Origin of the sequence: Nitrobacter sp. TKz-YC02, assembly GCF_049852135.1 — a bacterium.
In the GTDB taxonomy this organism is placed as follows: domain Bacteria; phylum Pseudomonadota; class Alphaproteobacteria; order Rhizobiales; family Xanthobacteraceae; genus Nitrobacter; species Nitrobacter vulgaris.
Genome location: NZ_CP180728.1, coordinates 1,733,338 through 1,751,722, shown reverse-complemented (window position 1 = coordinate 1,751,722; position 18,385 = coordinate 1,733,338). Strand labels below are relative to the sequence as shown.

The 18,385-nt window shown below is 60.1% G+C and carries 18 protein-coding genes and 1 tRNA gene; 10 read left to right on the top strand and 9 right to left on the bottom strand.

All coding sequences use genetic code 11. The features are described 5' to 3' along the window. The first annotated feature begins 56 nt into the window (after positions 1 to 56). The 3 genes from ACM561_RS08285 (at position 57) to ACM561_RS08275 (ending at position 1,548) form a co-directional block, all read left to right on the top strand. The gene (locus ACM561_RS08285; RefSeq protein WP_425909358.1) at positions 57 to 803 is read left to right on the top strand and encodes an ROK family protein; all 747 of its coding nucleotides are present in this window, start codon (positions 57 to 59) and stop codon (positions 801 to 803) included. 67 nt (positions 804 to 870) lie between these two features. After that, a complete protein-coding gene (locus tag ACM561_RS08280) occupies positions 871 to 1,230 on the top strand; it encodes a hypothetical protein (protein ID WP_425909356.1) in 360 nt (119 codons plus the stop codon). Between the two features lie 162 nt (positions 1,231 to 1,392). Beyond that, positions 1,393 to 1,548: a hypothetical protein gene (locus ACM561_RS08275; RefSeq protein WP_425909354.1), complete on the top strand. Its 156-nt coding sequence runs from the start codon at positions 1,393 to 1,395 to the stop codon at positions 1,546 to 1,548. A gap of 530 nt (positions 1,549 to 2,078) precedes the next feature. On the opposite strand, the gene ACM561_RS08270 is transcribed toward ACM561_RS08275, so the two are convergent. The 5 genes from ACM561_RS08270 to ACM561_RS08250 all read right to left on the bottom strand — a co-directional run bounded on the left by ACM561_RS08270 (position 2,079) and on the right by ACM561_RS08250 (position 11,683). Next, positions 2,079 to 2,237: an ImmA/IrrE family metallo-endopeptidase gene (locus ACM561_RS08270; RefSeq protein ID WP_425909683.1), complete on the bottom strand. Its 159-nt coding sequence runs from the start codon at positions 2,235 to 2,237 to the stop codon at positions 2,079 to 2,081. Positions 2,238 to 2,487: 250 nt separating this feature from the next. Further along, positions 2,488 to 6,228 carry a vitamin B12-dependent ribonucleotide reductase gene (locus tag ACM561_RS08265; protein ID WP_425909353.1) on the bottom strand — a complete coding sequence of 1,247 codons (3,741 nt, stop codon included), beginning with the start codon at positions 6,226 to 6,228 and terminating at the stop codon, positions 2,488 to 2,490. Between the two features lie 665 nt (positions 6,229 to 6,893). Further along, positions 6,894 to 7,451 carry a BA14K family protein gene (locus ACM561_RS08260; RefSeq protein WP_425909351.1) on the bottom strand — a complete coding sequence of 186 codons (558 nt, stop codon included), beginning with the start codon at positions 7,449 to 7,451 and terminating at the stop codon, positions 6,894 to 6,896. Positions 7,452 to 7,660: 209 nt separating this feature from the next. Next, positions 7,661 to 10,636 (bottom strand): excinuclease ABC subunit UvrA, encoded by a 2,976-nt coding sequence (gene uvrA, locus ACM561_RS08255; protein ID WP_425909349.1) that lies wholly within the window; start codon positions 10,634 to 10,636, stop codon positions 7,661 to 7,663. 276 nt (positions 10,637 to 10,912) lie between these two features. Further along, entirely contained in the window at positions 10,913 to 11,683 is a 771-nt protein-coding gene (locus ACM561_RS08250) for an outer membrane protein (protein WP_425909347.1), read from the bottom strand. Between the two features lie 391 nt (positions 11,684 to 12,074). Between ACM561_RS08250 and ACM561_RS08245 the strand changes: the two genes are divergently transcribed. After that, complete coding sequence (locus tag ACM561_RS08245) at positions 12,075 to 12,566, top strand: single-stranded DNA-binding protein (RefSeq protein WP_425909345.1); 492 nt, start codon at positions 12,075 to 12,077, stop codon at positions 12,564 to 12,566. A gap of 37 nt (positions 12,567 to 12,603) precedes the next feature. On the opposite strand, the gene ACM561_RS08240 is transcribed toward ACM561_RS08245, so the two are convergent. The 3 genes from ACM561_RS08240 to ACM561_RS08230 form a co-directional block, all read right to left on the bottom strand. Continuing rightward, positions 12,604 to 12,675: transfer RNA gene (locus tag ACM561_RS08240), tRNA-Arg, on the bottom strand. Beyond that, positions 12,656 to 13,834, bottom strand: a complete 1,179-nt coding sequence (locus ACM561_RS08235; protein ID WP_425909344.1) for a tyrosine-type recombinase/integrase — start codon at positions 13,832 to 13,834, stop codon at positions 12,656 to 12,658. Before ACM561_RS08235 ends, ACM561_RS08240 begins: the two co-directional genes overlap by 20 nt. Positions 13,835 to 14,066: 232 nt before the next feature. Then, positions 14,067 to 14,774 carry a DUF5131 family protein gene (locus ACM561_RS08230; RefSeq protein WP_425909342.1) on the bottom strand — a complete coding sequence of 236 codons (708 nt, stop codon included), beginning with the start codon at positions 14,772 to 14,774 and terminating at the stop codon, positions 14,067 to 14,069. A 93-nt stretch (positions 14,775 to 14,867) separates the two neighbouring features. Between ACM561_RS08230 and nusG the strand changes: the two genes are divergently transcribed. The 6 genes from nusG to ACM561_RS08200 all read left to right on the top strand — a co-directional run bounded on the left by nusG (position 14,868) and on the right by ACM561_RS08200 (position 18,078). Next, entirely contained in the window at positions 14,868 to 15,572 is a 705-nt protein-coding gene (gene nusG / locus ACM561_RS08225; RefSeq protein ID WP_425909341.1) for a transcription termination/antitermination protein NusG, read from the top strand. A 188-nt stretch (positions 15,573 to 15,760) separates the two neighbouring features. Next, positions 15,761 to 16,084 carry an HNH endonuclease gene (locus ACM561_RS08220; RefSeq protein ID WP_425909339.1) on the top strand — a complete coding sequence of 108 codons (324 nt, stop codon included), beginning with the start codon at positions 15,761 to 15,763 and terminating at the stop codon, positions 16,082 to 16,084. Positions 16,085 to 16,168: 84 nt separating this feature from the next. Beyond that, positions 16,169 to 16,651: a hypothetical protein gene (locus tag ACM561_RS08215; RefSeq protein WP_425909338.1), complete on the top strand. Its 483-nt coding sequence runs from the start codon at positions 16,169 to 16,171 to the stop codon at positions 16,649 to 16,651. Then, positions 16,648 to 17,052, top strand: coding sequence for a P27 family phage terminase small subunit (locus ACM561_RS08210; RefSeq protein ID WP_425909336.1), 405 nt, complete (start codon positions 16,648 to 16,650; stop codon positions 17,050 to 17,052). The genes ACM561_RS08215 and ACM561_RS08210 overlap by 4 nt, the downstream gene beginning before the upstream one ends. Continuing rightward, positions 17,045 to 17,806, top strand: coding sequence for a ParB/Srx family N-terminal domain-containing protein (locus tag ACM561_RS08205; protein WP_425909334.1), 762 nt, complete (start codon positions 17,045 to 17,047; stop codon positions 17,804 to 17,806). Before ACM561_RS08210 ends, ACM561_RS08205 begins: the two co-directional genes overlap by 8 nt. Then, positions 17,803 to 18,078, top strand: a complete 276-nt coding sequence (locus tag ACM561_RS08200) for a DUF6527 family protein (RefSeq protein ID WP_425909333.1) — start codon at positions 17,803 to 17,805, stop codon at positions 18,076 to 18,078. The genes ACM561_RS08205 and ACM561_RS08200 overlap by 4 nt, the downstream gene beginning before the upstream one ends. A gap of 57 nt (positions 18,079 to 18,135) precedes the next feature. On the opposite strand, the gene ACM561_RS08195 is transcribed toward ACM561_RS08200, so the two are convergent. Further along, the gene (locus tag ACM561_RS08195) at positions 18,136 to 18,321 is read right to left on the bottom strand and encodes a hypothetical protein (RefSeq protein WP_425909331.1); all 186 of its coding nucleotides are present in this window, start codon (positions 18,319 to 18,321) and stop codon (positions 18,136 to 18,138) included. Positions 18,322 to 18,385: the final 64 nt, after the last annotated feature.

The following is an 18,385-nucleotide window of genomic DNA, read 5'->3' as shown; positions in this document are numbered from 1 at the left end:
GCCGTATTTGATCGTCCTGGAAGGCTGGCGTGAATCAGGTGTTTTGAGGACGAACTATGAAATCAGCACGCTCCCGCCGGATGAACCGAACCATTCTCGCGATCGACATCGGCGGGTCCCACGTCAAGATGATGACCAGCAAGGAGCGCATCAAACGCGAATTCGAATCCGGACCCGATCTCACGGCAAAGCAGATGGTGCGCAAGGTCAAGGCGCTGACGAAGGATTGGTCCTACGACGTCATTTCGATCGGCTATCCCGGTCCGATCTGCGGCAATCGCCCGCTGCACGAACCCTTCAATCTCGGCGAGGGGTGGAAGGGTTTCGACTTTCAAAAGGCGTTCGGCAAGCCAGCCAAGGTCGTCAACGACGCATTGATGCAGGCACTCGGCGGATATCGCGGCGGGCGGATGCTGTTTCTGGGGCTCGGCACCGGGCTTGGCTCGGCGATGATCGTAGATGGCGAACTGGAGCCGTTGGAATTGGCCCACCTGCCGTATCGCAGGGGAAAGACTTACGAGGATTACGCCGGGAAGGCCGGACGGAAGCGCAGCGGCGACAAGAAGTGGCGCAAGCACGTCACCGATATCGTGATGCAACTCACGGCCGCCCTCGAACCGGACGAGGTGCTGATCGGCGGCGGCAACGTCAAGCATCTCGGCAAGCTGCCGCCAAAATCGCGGCGCGGCGACAACGCCGATGCGTTCGAAGGCGGGTTCAGGCTGTGGGGAAAGGATGACAAGGGCCACACCCGTCGCATCGCAGCCAACAAGGGTGGCGTGCTTGAGCACGCGCGCAGGTGAGGGCGCAGCGACGCGGCGTTCGAGGATTTGAATGGTTCCGCCGCCGCCGAATGCTTATGATCGGGTCATGTCGCGCCTTTTGTGTTTATCGATTGTCATCCTCCTTCTGCCGCTGCCGTGGGTTTCCGCGGAGGCGGCGCACCGACATGGAAAACACCCCCATCCCCCGCACACCTACGGCTTTCTGCCGGGGTATCATCAGCCGCTGAACAACGCGGCTCCGCTGTTCAAGCAGGAGGCATCGGTGCTACGCAATGCGCGCCGTGAGCAGCGTCATTGGTATATCGGGCCAACGCCGCGCTATTACTGGTATGACACACCGTATTATTTCGGCCGGCCAGGATTCTACCGCGGCCGCTACAACGGCGGCAGCATCGGCCCGTGCTGGACGCAGACCCCGATCGGACCGGTGTGGACCTGCGGGTGAGTGTGCGCTAGAGCATGATCCCGAAAAGTGGAAACCGGTTTTCGGAAAAGATCATGCTCAAACAAAACGATAAGCGACGAGTCTGACTCAACGCAGTTGAAACAGACTCTAGGCGCTAACGACGCACCCGGCTTATGGGCCGAGACAACAAAGGTACGAACAATGAATGATTTTCGGGAATGGCGCAGCTCGACGCGAGAATACAACGGATCGCCGAACATGAGCAAACGCCGCAAGAACATCTACGTGATAGGTGGCGCGGTCCTGCTGGCTGCTTTCTTCGCCGGGTTGGTGGTTATCAAGCAGCTCGGCATTTGATGAGCCTGCAGGGCTTGTAAGGTGTCTGCTCAGCAATGCGTGCCTTCGTCTTTTAGAGAACGTGATTGATCCGCGTTTTTGCACGATTGCCAAGCGTACAGTTGTTGAATTTAACTGGCGCGACGGCGAGTAGCTCTATCCCAGCCGGCCCAGCATCTATTGCGATCGCTACGGCGTTAGTGTCGTCACGTGCTGGACGCAGATTCCGATCAGTCCGACGTGGGGTTAAAGCCTATTGCTCGTGGTGCTTATAGTTAAGGCGTTCTCTTGATCCCCTCGTTGTCGTAATCATTTATACTTGTAATGCGGTGTCCTTGCTTACGAGCTTCCACCAGATAGCTTACGATACTTTGCGGAAGCGGGCGGAGCTTCCCCGATTTTATTCGAGATTGCCGCTCGAATTCACGTAATCTTATCTGAGCAGCTTTTAGGCTGATATCAAATCGCTCAGCGATGTCTTTTGCGGTCATCATAGATCATTTTCTGCGAGGTGGAATGGTGCAAGGAATGCCGCCGCAAATCTATCCGCTTCATATTCTTCGCGACGGATCTTCGCCACCATTTCTTCGACCTTCGCCGCCGTATTTCCCCGAAAATCTCACACCCCCGTGGCCTAGGGCCACATGTCCGATCTCGTGCGCAATAGTAAACCTCGCGCGCCTGCGAGCCGCATCCGAGTGGGGAAACATACCGTTGCCGGCTACGAAAGTGCTCTCACGAAGATGAAGAAGTTTGTTGAATGAGTCATATTTTGCCTCGTCCTGAGGCATCTGATCATCAGGGACACGTATGTAATCCCTGATGAGTCCAGATTCCTTAAGTTTAAAGACGACAGTGATTATATCAGGTCGTAGCTGATCATCGATTCCTAGCTTAGTGCGTAGGCGCCGAGCGCAAGCCTCGATTTCGTCGTCTCTAGTCATGGTGACTAAGTTCCTTCTAGCTACACCCCGTCGTGCTTCCGCACGTATCGCACTTCATGCAGGTGCCGTTGCGCACCAAGGTGAAGTTGCCGCACTCGGAGCACATCTCGCCCTCATAGCCTCTCGCTTTCGCTTCCGCGCGGCGCTCGGCCTTGGTCGGTGCAGTTGCATGCGCGGCGGCCTTGCTTCTTTGCTGCTGTTCCAGCCGCTCGGTCGGCGAGAGGTCGTGCTCGGTCTCCTGCTTCAGCGCGGTTGCGCCTTCGAGCGTGTCGCCCACGCGCGAGGAGGAGAGGGCGGTGACGTTGGCCGCTGCGCTCCGACTCTCTCCCGCGATGGAGGAGGGTGAACCGCCGCGCATGACGACAAGATTATCGGTGCGCGAGCGGGTCAGGCCCTTCGACACGTAGCGCGTGGCATGCTGGCCTTCCGGCGTCTTGCCTTCGGCCACACCCTTGCCGAGTGCGTCAAAGCCGGTCTCGGACGGATCGACGTGGGCGAGGTCGTAGCGGCTCATGTAGCTGACCGCGAGTTCGCGGAACACGTAGTCGAGGATCGAGGTCGCATACTTGATCGAGTCGTTGCCCTGCACCGGTCCTGCCGGCTCGAAGCGAGTGAACGTGAAGGCGTCGACATATTCCTCCAGCGGCACGCCGTATTGCAGACCGAGCGAAACCGCGATGGCGAAGTTGTTGATGAAGGAGCGTAGCGCCGCGCCTTCCTTGTGCATGTCGATGAAGATCTCGCCCAGGCGGCCGTCGTCATATTCGCCGGTGCGCAAGTAGACCTTGTGCCCACCGACGACAGCCTTTTGAGTGTAGCCTTTGCGGCGGTCCGGCATCTTCTCGCGCTCGCGCAGCACGACGATGCGCTCCACCAATTTCTCGACGACCTTCTCCGCCACCTGCGTGGCGCGCGCGGCCATCGGCTTGTCCATCAGCACCTCGATCGCGTCGTCGTCACCGTCGTCATCGGCGATGAGCTGCGAGTTGAGCGGCTGGGACAGTTTCGATCCGTCGCGATAGAGCGCATTGGCCTTCAGCGCGAGCTTCCACGACAGCAGGTAGGCCGATTTGCAGTCCTCTACCGTGGCGTCGTTCGGCATGTTGATGGTTTTCGAGATCGCACCGGAGATGAACGGCTGCGAAGCCGCCATCATGCGGATGTGGCTTTCGACCGAGAGATAACGCTTGCCGATTTTGCCGCAGGGATTGGCGCAATCGAACACCGGATAGTGTTCGGCCCTGAGGTGCGGCGCGCCTTCCACCGTCATCGCACCGCAGATGTGCACGTTGGCGGCTTCAATTTCGCGCCTGCTGAAACCGATCGCCGTGAGCAGGTCGAAGGCTGGCGAGGCGAGGGCGTCAGTATCGACGCCGAGCGTGTCACGAATGAAGTCTTCGCCAAACGTCCATTTATTAAAGGCGAACTTGATGTCGAACGCGGTCGGCAGCGCCTTTTCCACCTTCGCGATGGCGTCGTCGGTGAAACCCTTGGCCTTCAGGGTGGAGACGTTGATGCCCGGCGCGTTGGACAGCGAGCCGTGACCGACCGCATAGGCCTCGATCTCGGCGATTTCGCTCTCGCGATAGCCGAGCGCGCGCAGCGCCTCCGGTACCGCGCGGTTGATGATCTTCCAGTAGCCGCCGCCCGCGAGCTTCTTAAATTTCACCAGCGCGAAATCAGGCTCGATGCCGGTGGTATCGCAGTCCATGACCAGACCGATGGTGCCGGTCGGCGCCACCACGGTGACCTGCGCGTTGCGATAGCCGTGCTGTTCGCCGAGCGCGAGCGCATCGTCCCACGCCCTGGTCGCGTGGGCGATCAGATCCGCTTGCGGGCAGGAGGCATGGTCGAGCGGCACCGGGTTCACCGCGAGCGCTTCATAGCCGTTGGATTGACCGTGCGCAGCGCGGCGATGATTGCGGATCACGCGCAGCATGTGGCCGGCGTTCTTCTTGTGGCCGGGAAAGACACCGAGTTCGCCGGCCATCTCGGCGGAGGTCTTGTAGGCGATGCCGGTCATGATCGCGGTCAGCGCGCCGCACAGCGCGCGGCCTTCCTTCGAGTCGTAGGACAGGCCCATCGTCATCAGGAGGCCGCCGATGTTGGCGAAGCCGAGACCCAGCGTGCGGAATTCGTAAGACAGCTCCGCGATCGCCTTGGACGGGAACTGCGCCATCAGCACCGAGATTTCCAGCACAACCGTCCAGAGACGAACGGTGTGCTCATAGGCATCGACATCGAACTGCTTCGAGGCGGTGTCGTGGAACGTCATCAGGTTGGCGGAGGCGAGGTTGCAGGCGGTATCGTCGAGAAACATGTATTCCGAGCACGGATTCGATGCACGGATATCGCCGGATGCCTTGCAGGTGTGCCAGTCGTTCATCGTGGTGTTGAAGTGCAGGCCAGGATCGGCCGACGCCCAGGCGGCGAAGCCGATCTTTTCCCAGAGCTCGCGCGCCTTCAGCGTCTTCGTCACTTTTCCGGTGGTGCGGCCGATCAGATTCCAGTCGCCGTCGGTCTCGACCGCGCGCAGGAAGTTGTCCTTCAGCGACACCGAGTTGTTGGAATTCTGGCCGGAGACAGTGAGATAGGCCTCCGAATCCCAGTCGGTGTCAAAGACCGGGAAGTCGATCTCCTTGTAACCTTGTCGCGCGAACTGAATGACGCGCTTGATGTAGTTGTCAGGGACCAACGCGCGGCGGGCGAGCTTGATCTCACGGCGCAGTGCCGGGTTCTTCTCCGGCACGAAGCAATCGTCACCCGAGCCCTCGCAGTTGACGCAGGCGCGCATCACCGCCTTGAGGTGCTTTTGGTTGATCCTGGAGCCGGTGACGAGAGCGGCGACCTTCTGCTCCTCCTTCACCTTCCAATCAATATACTGCTCGATGTCCGGATGATCGGCATCGACCACCACCATCTTGGCGGCGCGGCGCGTGGTGCCGCCGCTCTTGATGGCGCCCGCGGCGCGGTCGCCGATCTTGAGGAAACTCATCAGGCCGCTGGAGCGGCCGCCGCCCGAGAGACGTTCGCCTTCACCGCGCAGGCGCGAGAAGTTGGAGCCTGTGCCAGAGCCGTATTTAAACAGGCGCGCCTCGCGCACCCACAGGTCCATAATGCCGCCTTCGTTGACGAGGTCGTCCTCGATGCCCTGGATGAAGCAGGCATGCGGCTGCGGATGCTCGTATGACGACTTCGACTTGGTCAGCTTGCCGGTCTTGAAGTCGACGTAGTAGTGGCCCTGGCCGGGGCCGTCGATGCCATACGCCCAGTGCAGGCCGGTGTTGAACCACTGCGGCGAGTTCGGCGCCACCATCTGGCGCGCCAGCATGTAGCGTAGTTCGTCGTTGAAGGCCCGCGCGTCCTCTTCAGAGGTGAAGTAACCGCCCTTCCAGCCCCAATAGGTCCAGCATCCACTGAGCCGATCGAACACCTGCTTGGCCGAGGTTTCACCGACGATGCGTTCGTTCTCGGGGAGGGTGCCGAGCGCTTCTGTATCAGGGACCGAACGCCACAGCCACGAAGGGACCGTTTCCTCCTCGACCTTCTTGAGGCGCGCCGCGACGCCGGCTTTCCTGAAATATTTCTGCGCCAGCACATCGGAAGCGACCTGCGACCACGGTTCCGGCACCTCCACATTCTCGAGGCGAAACACCACGGAGCCATCCGGATTACGGATCTCGCTCGTGGTCAGCCGGAAATCGATCCCGGCATAGGGTGATTGACCGTCCCTGGTATAGCGCCGTTCGAATCGCATTGTTTCGTGCCCCGTAACTGTCCGTCACCGCTTCGGCGGCGTTGGCGGTTTCCATTCGCGGACTCTTGCACCCGCAGTTCGGCCAGTGGTTCCGGCCCTGTTTGGAAGTCCGATTCCGACCAGAGGACCTGCGGCCCGTGGCAATCTCGGACTCAACGCCTCACATCCTCATTTGCGCCAGTTTCGATCTGGTTTTTGGTGTTCCTGATACCTTGGCTCAGAGCAGACACGTCCACGCTCCGCTGCCCAAACCGGCGGACGAAGTGCCCATTCTGGAACCTTTCAGGAGCGACCGGCGGAACCCAAAACATACTCGCGCCAACCGAAATCTAAATTAGGACGACTCCCTTGCGCACGTCAAGGACTAGTGCAGATTCTTGAATCAAATACTAAATATGGTGGAAAGAGGGGAAAACCAAGGGTCGAATCAAGCCTTGGATGTCTTCAAGTATCGGTGAGTGTTCACGGATTCCGAAACGAAAAAGTCTCTGATGTCGCCCCACCGACGAATTTCGCCCGCTGTTCACAAGGCAGCTATTTATTGCACGCGAGGGATTGCCTAAGGTGCGACTCGCGCTCCGCGTAGCAGAAAGCGGAAGATAAAAGAAAAAGGAGCGGTGTTTTGGCACCGCTCCTGGATAAGGCCCATGAAGGGGGCAAGCTAGTTACGGACAGCGATGGCGTTTGCCGTCGCGGCCCAAATAGGTTCCGGAACGCACATCGTATGATTTGAATCGCTGCTGGCAGTAGGAAGCGTCCCTGCCACTGCCGTTGCTTTGGACCGCGGTGGGACCATCATCGTAATACCCGTCATCCCCGTAGTAAGGGGAGCCGTAGTAGGGCGATGAGTACGAGTAATAAGGCGATCCCCAACCACCGCCCCAACCCCAACCTCCACCCCAACCCCACGGGCCGCCCAGCAAGCCGCCACCAATAAAGCCGGGATAAAACCCGCCACCCCAGCCCCAACCACGACGCCAGCCAATGCCGCCGCCTCGCCAGCCTCCACCCATGCCCATGTGATGCCCGCCGCGCCAGCCGCCACCGCCCATGTGTCGGCCACCTCCGCCCATGCCAATGTGTCCGCCGCCACCACCGCCGCCGCCGCCGGCGAATCCTTGGGCCTTTGTTCCCAATCCCTGTGCATAGCTTGGCGACGCAATGGCCAGTGGTGCTGCAACCGCCAGGACGGCCGCCACCAGTACTGGTTTGAAGCTAAACATATTCGCAACTCCATGTCGGATTTCAAAAATCTCACGAACAAAACGTGGCGATAGGTGGCGAGTTCCGCAACGGGGCTTTTGGAAATGTTCCATCTCCGGAACGGGCATCCATCACAACAAAAAATACTGAAAAAATATCGTTTCAGATCATATGATAAGAATAAATCCTTATAGATGAGTTTATCGTTCACAAGTTTGCGTCTCGTGCGTCATTCAGCCGCTTCGCTCGCGTTATGTCGCTTCGGCTTTCCTGCCTTCTTCAGCACCGGCTTCAAAAAATTTCCGGTATGACTGCGCGGCGCTTTCACAATGTCTTCCGGTGGTCCCCAGGCAACGATCTCGCCGCCACCGTCCCCACCATCGGGGCCAAGGTCGATCACCCAATCCGCGGTCTTGATGACTTCAAGATTGTGTTCGATCACCACAACTGTATTGCCCTGCGCGACCAGCTCGTGCAGCACTTCAAGAAGCTTCTTTACGTCATGGAAGTGCAAGCCAGTTGTCGGCTCGTCCAGAATGTAGAGTGTGCGGCCGGTTGCGCGTTTCGACAGTTCCTTGGCGAGTTTGACGCGCTGCGCCTCACCGCCAGACAACGTGGTGGCCTGTTGCCCCACATGAATGTAGTCGAGGCCGACGCGATGCAGCGTCTTGAAGGTTTCGCGCACGCGCGGTACCGCCTTGAAAAATTCGGCCGCTTCCTCGACCGTCATGTCAAGCACGTCGGAAATCGACTTGCCTTTGAATACCACCTCGAGCGTCTCGCGATTGTAGCGCTTGCCCTTGCAGGTGTCGCAGGTGACATAAACATCGGGCAGGAAGTGCATCTCGATCTTGATGACTCCATCGCCCTGGCAAGCCTCGCAGCGCCCACCTTTGACGTTGAAGGAGAAACGGCCTGGCGCATAACCGCGGGCCTTGGCTTCGGGCAGACCGGCGAACCACTCACGGATCGGCGTAAAGGCGCCGGTGTAGGTCGCGGGATTCGAGCGCGGTGTGCGCCCGATTGGCGACTGGTCGATGTCGATGATCTTGTCGATGTGCTCCAGACCCTCGATGCGGTCGTGGGGCGCGGGGGGATCGCTCGCATTATTCAGTTTCCGCGCAATCGCCTTGTAAAGCGTGTCGATCAGCAGTGTCGACTTCCCGCCACCGGAAACACCCGTGATGCAGGTGAACAGACCGAGCGGAACTTCCGCCGTGACGTTCTTGAGGTTGTTGCCGCGTGCGTTGACCACCTTGATGGTGCGGCGATGGTTCGGCGGGCGCCGATCCGGCACCTCGACTGCCAGTTCGCCGGTGAGATACTTGCCGGTCAGCGACTTCGGGTTGCGCATGATATCGGCCGGCGTGCCCTGCGCGACGATATGGCCGCCGTGAACGCCGGCGCCGGGTCCGATATCGAGCACATGGTCGGCGAGGCGGATGGCATCCTCATCGTGCTCTACGACGATCACCGTATTGCCGAGATTTCGTAGCCGCTTCAGAGTTTCAAGCAAGCGGGCGTTGTCGCGCTGGTGCAAGCCGATGGAAGGCTCGTCCAGCACATACAGTACGCCGGTCAGGCCTGAACCGATCTGCGAAGCAAGCCGAATGCGCTGGCTCTCGCCGCCGGACAGCGTGCCGGACGCGCGTGACAGCGTAAGATAACTAAGGCCAACGTCGAGCAGAAACGACAGTCGCTCGCGGATCTCCTTGAGTACGCGGCCGGCAATTTCGTTCTGCTGCGCCGAGAGCACTGTCGGAACGGTCTCGAACCATTCGCCGGCAAGACGAACCGACAGTTCGCTGATCTCGCCGACGTGCTTGCCCCCGATTTTGACGCACAGTGCCTCCTGCTTGAGCCGATAGCCCTTGCAGGAATCGCACGGCACGTCGGAGAAATATTTTCCAAGCTCCTCGCGCGCCCATTCGCTTTCGGTTTCGCGATAACGACGATCGATGTTGGGAATGATGCCTTCGAATGGTTTCCTGGTTTCGTAGGAGCGCACGCCGTCTTCATAGGAGAACTTGATCTCACTGTCGCCAGAGCCATGCAAAAGCGCGGCCTGCGTCTTCTTCGGCAAGTCCTTCCATTTGGTATCCAGAGCGAATTTGTAAAATTTGCCGAGCGCGGTGAGGGTCTGCAAGTAATACGGTGACGACGATTTCGCCCACGGCGCGATCGCGCCTTTGCGCAGCGTCAATTCCCTGTTCGGGATGACGAGATCTTCATCGACGTGCTGCTCGATACCGAGACCACCGCATTTCGGGCAGGCGCCATAGGGATTATTGAACGAGAACAGCCGCGGCTCGATCTCAGGAAGTGTGAAGCCGGACACGGGGCACGCGAACTTTTCCGAGAACAGGATGCGTTCAGGACCGCTCTTGTCGTGGATCTTCGCGATTTTCTTCTTTTCGTCCTCTCCGGCGAGAGGTGAAGGAGGCGCGTCCGCATATTCGATCACCGCCAGCCCCTCTGCGAGCTTCAAGGCAGTCTCGAATGACTCAGCCAGCCGCTGGCCCAGGTCCGGCCTTACAACGATGCGGTCGACTACCACGTCGATATCGTGCGGAAACTTTTTATCCAGAGTGGGAGCATCGGCGAGTTCGTAAAAAGCGCCGTCGATCTTGACGCGCTGAAAACCCTTTTTGAGATACTCCGCCAGTTCTTTTCGATACTCGCCCTTTCTGCCGCGAACGACCGGCGCCAGCAGATAGAGCCGCGTGCCATCGGGCAGCGCCAATACCCGGTCGACCATCTGCGACACCGTCTGGCTTTCGATCGGCAGGCCGGTTGCGGGCGAATAGGGCACGCCGACGCGCGCCCACAATAGCCGCATGTAATCGTAGATCTCGGTCACGGTCCCCACGGTCGAGCGTGGATTCTTCGAAGTCGTTTTCTGCTCGATGGAGATCGCCGGCGATAGCCCGTCGATCTGATCGACGTCGGGCTTCTGCATCATCTCGAGAAACTGACGCGCGTAAGCCGACAGGGACTCGACATAGCGGCGCTGACCCTCGGCATAGATGGTGTCGAACGCCAGCGAGGACTTGCCAGAGCCGGAGAGGCCGGTGAACACCACGAGCTTGTCGCGTGGGATTTCCAGATCGACATTCTTGAGATTGTGTTCGCGAGCGCCACGAATCGTGATGGCGCGACTCGCGGGACTCAATTGTTGCCGCTTCGCCTTGATGACTTCGTCCATGATAGGTTTTTCCGGGTGCAGAAGCCGCACCGCGTTTAGGCGCGCCGCGCCGACCAATCCCCGGAGAGGCGCTATCTGTGGCAGTCTATGGAACGTAGATAGAACAGCGGGCAATTTCCAGAGGGCGTCAGCGATCATCCCCGATTTCGTCGGGAGAAGCAGGACGGCTTATCAGTATGCAGCCGTTCGCGGGGTTGCCTGCGGCCCGTGCCTCAAACAAAAAGGCCGGCAAAAGCCGGCCTTTCAAGTTTTCCAAGAACGTCGGATCAGATGCGATCAGTACCGTGCGATGGCTGGGCCACCCCAGCGGTAGTTGATGCGCGCCGTGACGAGGTCCACGTCCTGGCTGATATTGTCGGTTCCAAACAGCGTACCGGCGGCCCCGGCAACGCCATTGTTGATGAAGGTAAGTCTGTTGCCGCCCATAAAGATGTGGTCGTACTCGATTCCGAGCGACCAGTTTGGCGCAAACCCATATTCGAGGCCGACGCCGACCGTAGCGCCCCAGTCGGTGTTGTTGACGTTGTTGGTCACTTGAACGCCGGTTGCGGTAGCAAGGCTCCGGTATCGGTTAGACGTCACGGCAGCGCCGCCCTTCACGTAAAGCAACGTGGCATCCCAGGCGTAACCGATCTGGCCGGTGAACAGGCCGAATGCACCCAGATGGCTGTCGTTGGTGAAGGCGGGGAAGGCGAGGCTGGCACGGCGGCCACTGATATCAGCCCAGTTACCCTGAGCTTCCAGGCCGAACACCCAATTGCTGGTCTGCCAGCGATAGCCGATCTGGCCACCAGCCGTGCCGCCGGTTGCGTCATGGCAACCTTCACTTGCCACGGCAGCACCTGCGGGCGTTGTGAAGTTCCAGCAATTCCTGCTCGATCCCCAGCCGCCGTTCGCGCCGATGTAAAAGCCGCTCCAGTCGTAAATCGCGGCCACCATCGGAGGAGCCTTCGTATATGGACGCGGGGCGAGGTCAGCCGCAGTGGCAGGCGCGGTACCAAGGCCAATGGCGAGAGCACCGACGGCCCCAATCAGAAACTTGTTCATTTCAATCCCCGGATTTTGGCTTAGTTTCAACAACTAAGCGCGAACGCTGGTAGTTACCCCGAAATTTGTGAATCAGTTATACCTTCCGACGCAGCAAATTGCCGTCTCTCAAATGCAACACTCTGGGTCAAATTGTTTGTCCAGCGGGCGGAGGTATCTCGGTGAGCGGTCCGCGCGGACTTTCCGTTTTATCTCTTGTTTATCTCTTGAGAACAAATAAAGAACGGTGTACTTCGATCCGTGGATAACCCGGCGATTAGCCTCTCGGCGCGGCGAGGGGAGTGTAGGCTGCTTGAACGCCGTCACGGCTCGATTTTGAAGCGGCGACGCCCGTTTGGGTTAGCACCGGTTTTGAGCTAGCAATCGGGGATTGGGGACATGGAGAACGGCGATGGCGGGTAGCGTGAACAAAGTTATTCTGATCGGCAATCTCGGAGCCGACCCGGAAATCAAGCGGACCCAGGACGGACGGCCGATTGCCAGCCTGCGGATCGCAACTTCTGAAACCTGGCGCGACAGGACCAGCGGCGAGCGCAAGGAGAAGACAGAGTGGCATCGCGTCGTCATTTTCAACGAAGGCCTCTGCAAGGTTGTTGAGCAGTATCTGAAGAAAGGCTCGAAGGTCTACATCGAGGGTCAGTTGCAGACCCGAAAATGGACCGACCAGAGCGGTGTCGAAAAATACTCCACCGAAGTGGTGCTACAGAATTTCAATTCGACTCTGACAATGCTCGATGGCCGCAACAGCGGCGGTGGCGGCAACTTCGGATCTGACGATTCCGGCGGCGATTTCGGGTCCGGAAGTCCGTCAGGCGGAGCGCAGCGCCGCGCAGCGCCCGCCGGCAGCCACCGCAGCGACATGGACGACGACATTCCGTTTTAGCGAATGAAAATAACCTGGTGTTTACTGCGCCGGTTTTTGGCGATCCCGGCAGGATTCGAACCTGCAACCCGCGGAGTAGAAATCCGCTACTACCGTTCCGAATTGCGCCGAGAACGCAAAGGCTTGTCGGTCGTTGCTGAAGCGCCTCGGGATTTATTACAGGGATTTGCCGCGCTGGTGCGCTCCATGCCCTCGCGCAAATCCTCGACCAGTACGTCGGCATAGAACTCCGCGGTGATCTTGATGTCGGTGTGGCCGAGCAGCTTCTGCACCAGCCGGAGGTTGCCTGTCTCTCGCAGCGTGCGGGTGGCGGCGGTATGGCGCATGTCGTGGATCCTGGCCCTCACGCCGGCTCGCTTCGTCGCGTAGCGCCAGTGTGAGACGAAGCCGTAGACCGTGATGGGGTAGCGGTTGCCTCGGATATATTGCTGGCCGTTCTTGGCGTTCTTGTTGGTGCGGCGGGCGATGAAGGTGAAGACAGCCTCCGGGTGATGGCCGCGGCGGGACCACAGAAGGGCGTAGGCCTCTTTCGTCAGCGGGATCACGCGCGGGATGCCCCCCTTGGTGATGACGCGCACCACGGCCTGCTCAAAGTCGACCTGGGGCCAGCGTAGCAACACGCTGCCGCGGCGAAGCCCGGTGATGACCGCGAAACGCCGCAGTGCCGCATAGTCGGCATCCTCCTCGGCGTCGATCGCAGCCTCCTCGGCGTGGCCGATTTCGCGGATAGGCCGCTTTGTCTCTTTCAGCCAGTGCTTCTCCCATTTCGGCGGTCGCGGCACCACGGCATCCCAGTTGTCGACCGCGCGGTTCATGACCCGGCGCAAGAGCCCCGTGGTGGTCTTGTTGACGCGTTTATTGGTGATCTGGCGCCACAGTTGGGTGCCGTTGTCGTCGCGGCCGTCGCGGACCCGGTCCTTGCGCCGCTCGGCGATCAGGCGGGAGAGTGTGTTGTCGGTAATGTCGTGCAGGAAAGTGCGATCGCCGATGATGTCGCGGATCCGGCCCAACGCATGCTGCATGTCGCGCTCGGCGCCCTGGCTGCCGACCTCGGCCCACCAGCGGTCACAGGCGGCACCGAGCCTTAGGGGTTCGCCCGCGGTGACGGTGATGGATTTGACCAGCTCGCGGGCTTTGGCTTTCTCCGCGGCCTCGACGGCCTTCGCGTCACGTTCACACGTCTTTTTTGTTGATCCGGAAAAGCGATAACCTGAGATTTGAAAGTCGAACTGCCAGTATCGGGAGCCCTTAATGGGGTAGACGGACATTCGGCGATCTCGTGCAGCGTCAGTAGGAATCCTGCGACGTCGGCGGCGGTAAAGACCCAGCGCGGATGCTTCCGGCCGAAGCCCTTGACCCGGCCCCTCAGGTGGCCGGCGTCACGATGCCTCCTTAGGGTCTTCACGTCCATAGGAATGAGGCGGGCCAGCTCCGGCATCCCGAGGGTCGCCGAGTGCATGAATGCGGCCTGCAAGGCGTCGGGTAGGGCCGGGGCTGGCGTCATCGCTCGGCCTCCGGCATTCCGTTGTGCTCGACGCCGTCGAGCAGTCGGCCGGCGGCTTTCTTGCCGACCTCCAGCATCACACGACATCGATGGTTCGGGCCGGGGGGCAGGAAACAGTGAACGGTGCCGTCTTCAGGCTTCACAATGAATGCTGGCGGTCGGTTCATTCGACCCTTGGCGGTATCAAATGGGCCGTCGTCGTCTGTTGGCTCGCGCCAACTGCCCCATTGCTTGAAGAAGAACGGTATGCCGGCGGCGGCGCATTGATCGCGGAGCGCGCGCGCCCAGTCCGGATGCATCGGCCGGGCGCCGGGGCCGGATTCTCCGCCGACGATCACCCAATCGAGTTTACCGATATCGACCCGTTCGGGGCCTTCGCAGCACCCGTCGCAATACACCGTTGCGTCAAGGACGTTCAGGTGTGGGTCGGCAGCGTCGCAGATACAGGACTTGGGGAATGGTAGCCTGCTCAAATCGATCGGTCCGAGCAGCGGCTCCGCGCTAATGAATCTCACCGCCGCCGGCGTCGCCAGCAGATCCGGAATCCGTTCGTCGGCTTCCTTCTGCCGCTCGGTCGAGACGCCGAGCCAGAGGTTGGGGAGGGGCCACGGCACGCGCCGGTGCCCGTGCGGAATGCGGTCGACAATGGTGAGCATTGCTAGACCGACACTGTCCGCGCGGCCTGCGGCAAACCATCGTCGCATCCGCGCACTGCGTTTCGTTAGGCATTGATAGGTGTGTTCCGGTGACATCATCGGTGACGATGCGCAATACGACCAGCAGGGGGAAACGCGATAATGATCGGTGAACTGCAACGGCTTGAGATCGGTCAATTGGTCGGAACGGTTGATCTAGACGCGCTGCACGGTCCGGCATCGGTGCCGATGCAGCCGCAGTGCTGGTTTATCCTGCGCACGCACCCGGGCTGCGAACGCAAGGTGATGCGTGAGTTCGAGCGACGGAATATCAGTGCCTATTGTCCGCGGATCACAAAGCAGCAGCGGGTGACGCGCAGCGTGCGCGGATCGAGCTGGACCTATGAGATCAAGCGGCTTGTCGAGGTACCGCTGTTTCCGCAGCTTGTGTTCGTGCCAGACTTTGAGCGGGTGCCGACTGATATCAGCGGTGTTTCGGGATGGCTCCGGTTTGGTGAATGGCGCGCGCGCATCCCATCGGAGCGCAAAGCGAGGTCAGGCGGTGTGGCCTGCATGGCGGATATCCATGCTTTGGTTGCGATTGCAAACACGCCGCAGAGCAAGCGCGAGGCAAAATTTGATCTCGGCGATCTCGTGCGCATTGTGGATGGACCGTTCCGCGACTTTTCCGGTCGTATTGAACGACTCGACTCCAAAGGGCGACTCAAGGTAGCGATCCAGATATTCGGACGCCTGTCGCCGGCCGTCGTGTCGGAGTGGCAGATCGAACCGTCACAGTATCCAACGGATGTCTGCACGGTTCGTGAGAGGCGAAAGCCTCGGCGAGGCAGCTTTAGCTGCCGTTGAAGGGATTCCGCATAAAAAGCCCCGCCATCGTGCGGGGCTTTTTGCATTTAGGGATGTAGCGGTTGCCATGGCCGTTGCACCTCTAGGGAGTTAGTGGGCGCCGTCTTGCAGCAAGCAGGCGGCGTCATACGTTTAGGGTATGCGGTAGTGCTCATGACTATCGCCCGCCCAGATCGGGCGTTTCCTGTGTGACTTGGCCTGCCGGCCTCCATGCCGTGCAGGCCTTTCTTTTGAATGTGGGAACGCTTCCGTGGAAGGCTTGGTACAAGACGGCACGATGGCGGGCGCTTCGCCACGCCGTATTTCTGCGTGATCTCTATACCTGCAGGAAGTGTGGCAAGGCCGAGCCCAACACGTCCCTTCTCGTGTGCGACCACAAATCCCCGCATCGTGGTGATAAGAAGCTGTTCTGGGATGAGCGCAACCTGCAGACGCTCTGCAAGGCGTGCCATGACCGGTTCAAGCAGTCCGAGGAGCAGGGAAGCTTGCACACCCGCGGCGTCTGGTACTGAGCGATGGGGTGGGGGGTAGGCAATTCCTCTCGACCCCCCGATCCTCCCGGACCGGCCTCTCCCTCATTCGCAGGTTTTTTTCTGATGGGCGTGAATTTCGACCTCTTTGGCGATCCAGTCGCGGCCAATCATGGCGAGCGCGGTCGGCCTGCCCATGTTCCGACCCAGCAAAACCGGAATCGCGTCAGCATGTTAGTCGGGCTCGGATGGAGCAATGAGCGCATCGCGGGCGCTATGCTCATCACTCTGCCGACGTTGCGGAAGTATTATTTTTCCGAGCTGAAGTTGAGGGAGGTCGCGCGCGATCGTCTCGATGCTCGGCTCGCGATGAAGCTCTGGGAACAGGTAGAGGCTGGCAACGTCGGGGCGATGCGGGAATTCCGGAAAGTCCAGGAGCACAACGATCTGATGCTCTTTGGCCAGCGGCGCTCGGCGGTAGATGAAAAGCCGGCCGATAGGATCGGAAAAAAGGAAGCGGCGATCATGGCCGCGCAAAATCCCGATCAGGGGTCGCGTCTCGGTGAATTGATGGCGCTCCGGCAGGATCAGCAGCGGCTGAACTCGTGACGACGCGTGCGGAGCGGTTAGCGGAAGCCGAGCGGGCGGCATGGGCGGCTCGCGAGCGATCTATCCTCGAGCTTATGCCGACAGGGATTCCGGTCAATGTTGAGGCGGCTTGGCGGTCGCTTGCTGCGACGTTCGCGGACGATCCGCCAAGTTGGACACCGTCTCCGCGGTACCGCGCGTTGATCAACGAGTACTGCGTTGAGAGTTGTCGAATTGCCGACTACCGGGCGCAACTCAAGGCCATCAACCTTGAAGTCTATCGCGAGAAAACGCCGACCGGCGAACGCGTGAAGGTTCACCCCTACGTGCCGTTGCTCGATGCGGCGCTGAAGCGACAGCACGCGCTGCTTGCTTTGCTGGATATGTCGCCGGCTGCGCGACGAAAGTTGTTTGATGCCTAAGAAGACAAAGAAAACCGACGCGTCGCCCGTTGCGACCGAGCAGCTCGCGCCGCGTGAGCTGCCGTATCGTATTCGCGAGGAGGTCTGGCCGATCAGCCAGATTCGTCCGTATGAGCGGAACGCCAAGCTGCACCCGCAAGAGCAGATCGACAAGATTCGCGCGTCCTATCGCGAGTTCGGCGAGGTGCAGCGGCTGTTTGTCGATGCGGATGGCGAATTGATCGCCGGCCATGGCCGCCATCAGGCGTTGCTGCAGGAGAACGTGTCCGAGGTCCGCGTAGCGATCGCGGTCGACTGGACGGAAGAGCAGAAGCGGCGTTTCCGCCTGCTCGACAATCAGCTGAACCTTGCGACCGGCTACGATGAAAAGGCGCTGAAACTGGAGATCGTCGAGCTGGATTCGCTCGGCGTCGACGTTTCCATGCTCGGTTTCGAGCCTGGTCGGATCGCGGGTTTGTTGCACCAGGCGCCCGCGGGGCTCACCGATCCGGATGAGGTGCCGGCCGAACCGACATCGCCGGCGTCGCGTCGCGGCGATGTCTGGATTCTCGGCCGTCATCGCATCACATGCGGCGACTCGACCAATCCCGCCGATGCCGAGCGTGTGCTCGGCGGTGCGCGTCCGCTGCTGATGGTCACTGATCCGCCCTATGGGGTGAAGTATGACGCGGCCTGGCGCCAGCAGACCGGACATAGTTCGAAGGATGCCGCGACGGGGAAGGTGCTGAACGATGCGGCCGCACCGCGTCGTTGAATGTCGGTAATGGCTTTAAGCCAGCCGACGGCCCCTCTTGGCAATGGAACGGCTCTCTCGACAAGCCAACGCTGACGCCTAGCATGCATCACGTCGGCCATTGGCACGGCTGGCGCACGGACGGCATATGGAGGAGACATGGAGGGCTGCGCGGTGCGCAGCGGATGTCCTCTGCTCGCCTACCGCGAAGTTGCCGACTGCGCTGTTCGGGTGCAGATCAAGCAGGGGCGAGAGGGCCAAATAGCATTCCCGTGAATTATTTCGGCGGCTGAAGCTCCGGCGAGTTCACCGCAATCGCGAGCGTTCGCTCGGTACTCTTCCGAGTTTGCTCAACATAAATCATTCCGGCTCTGGAACCGCTTTTTGGGCGGCAGCACCATTTCCACGATCGTCAGGATCATCTCGAGATCTCGCTGCACGGCGGTCATGTCGTCGCTCCGCAAAGCAACGCTGACCAGCGTCTGGATATCGGCCAGGGCTTCCGTCGGATCCAACGTGGGACCGTTATCGCCCATTCAAACCTCCGTGCTAGGTCGTTGTTTCGGCCATCGAGCTACGCCGATTTTGTCATCCGTTGGC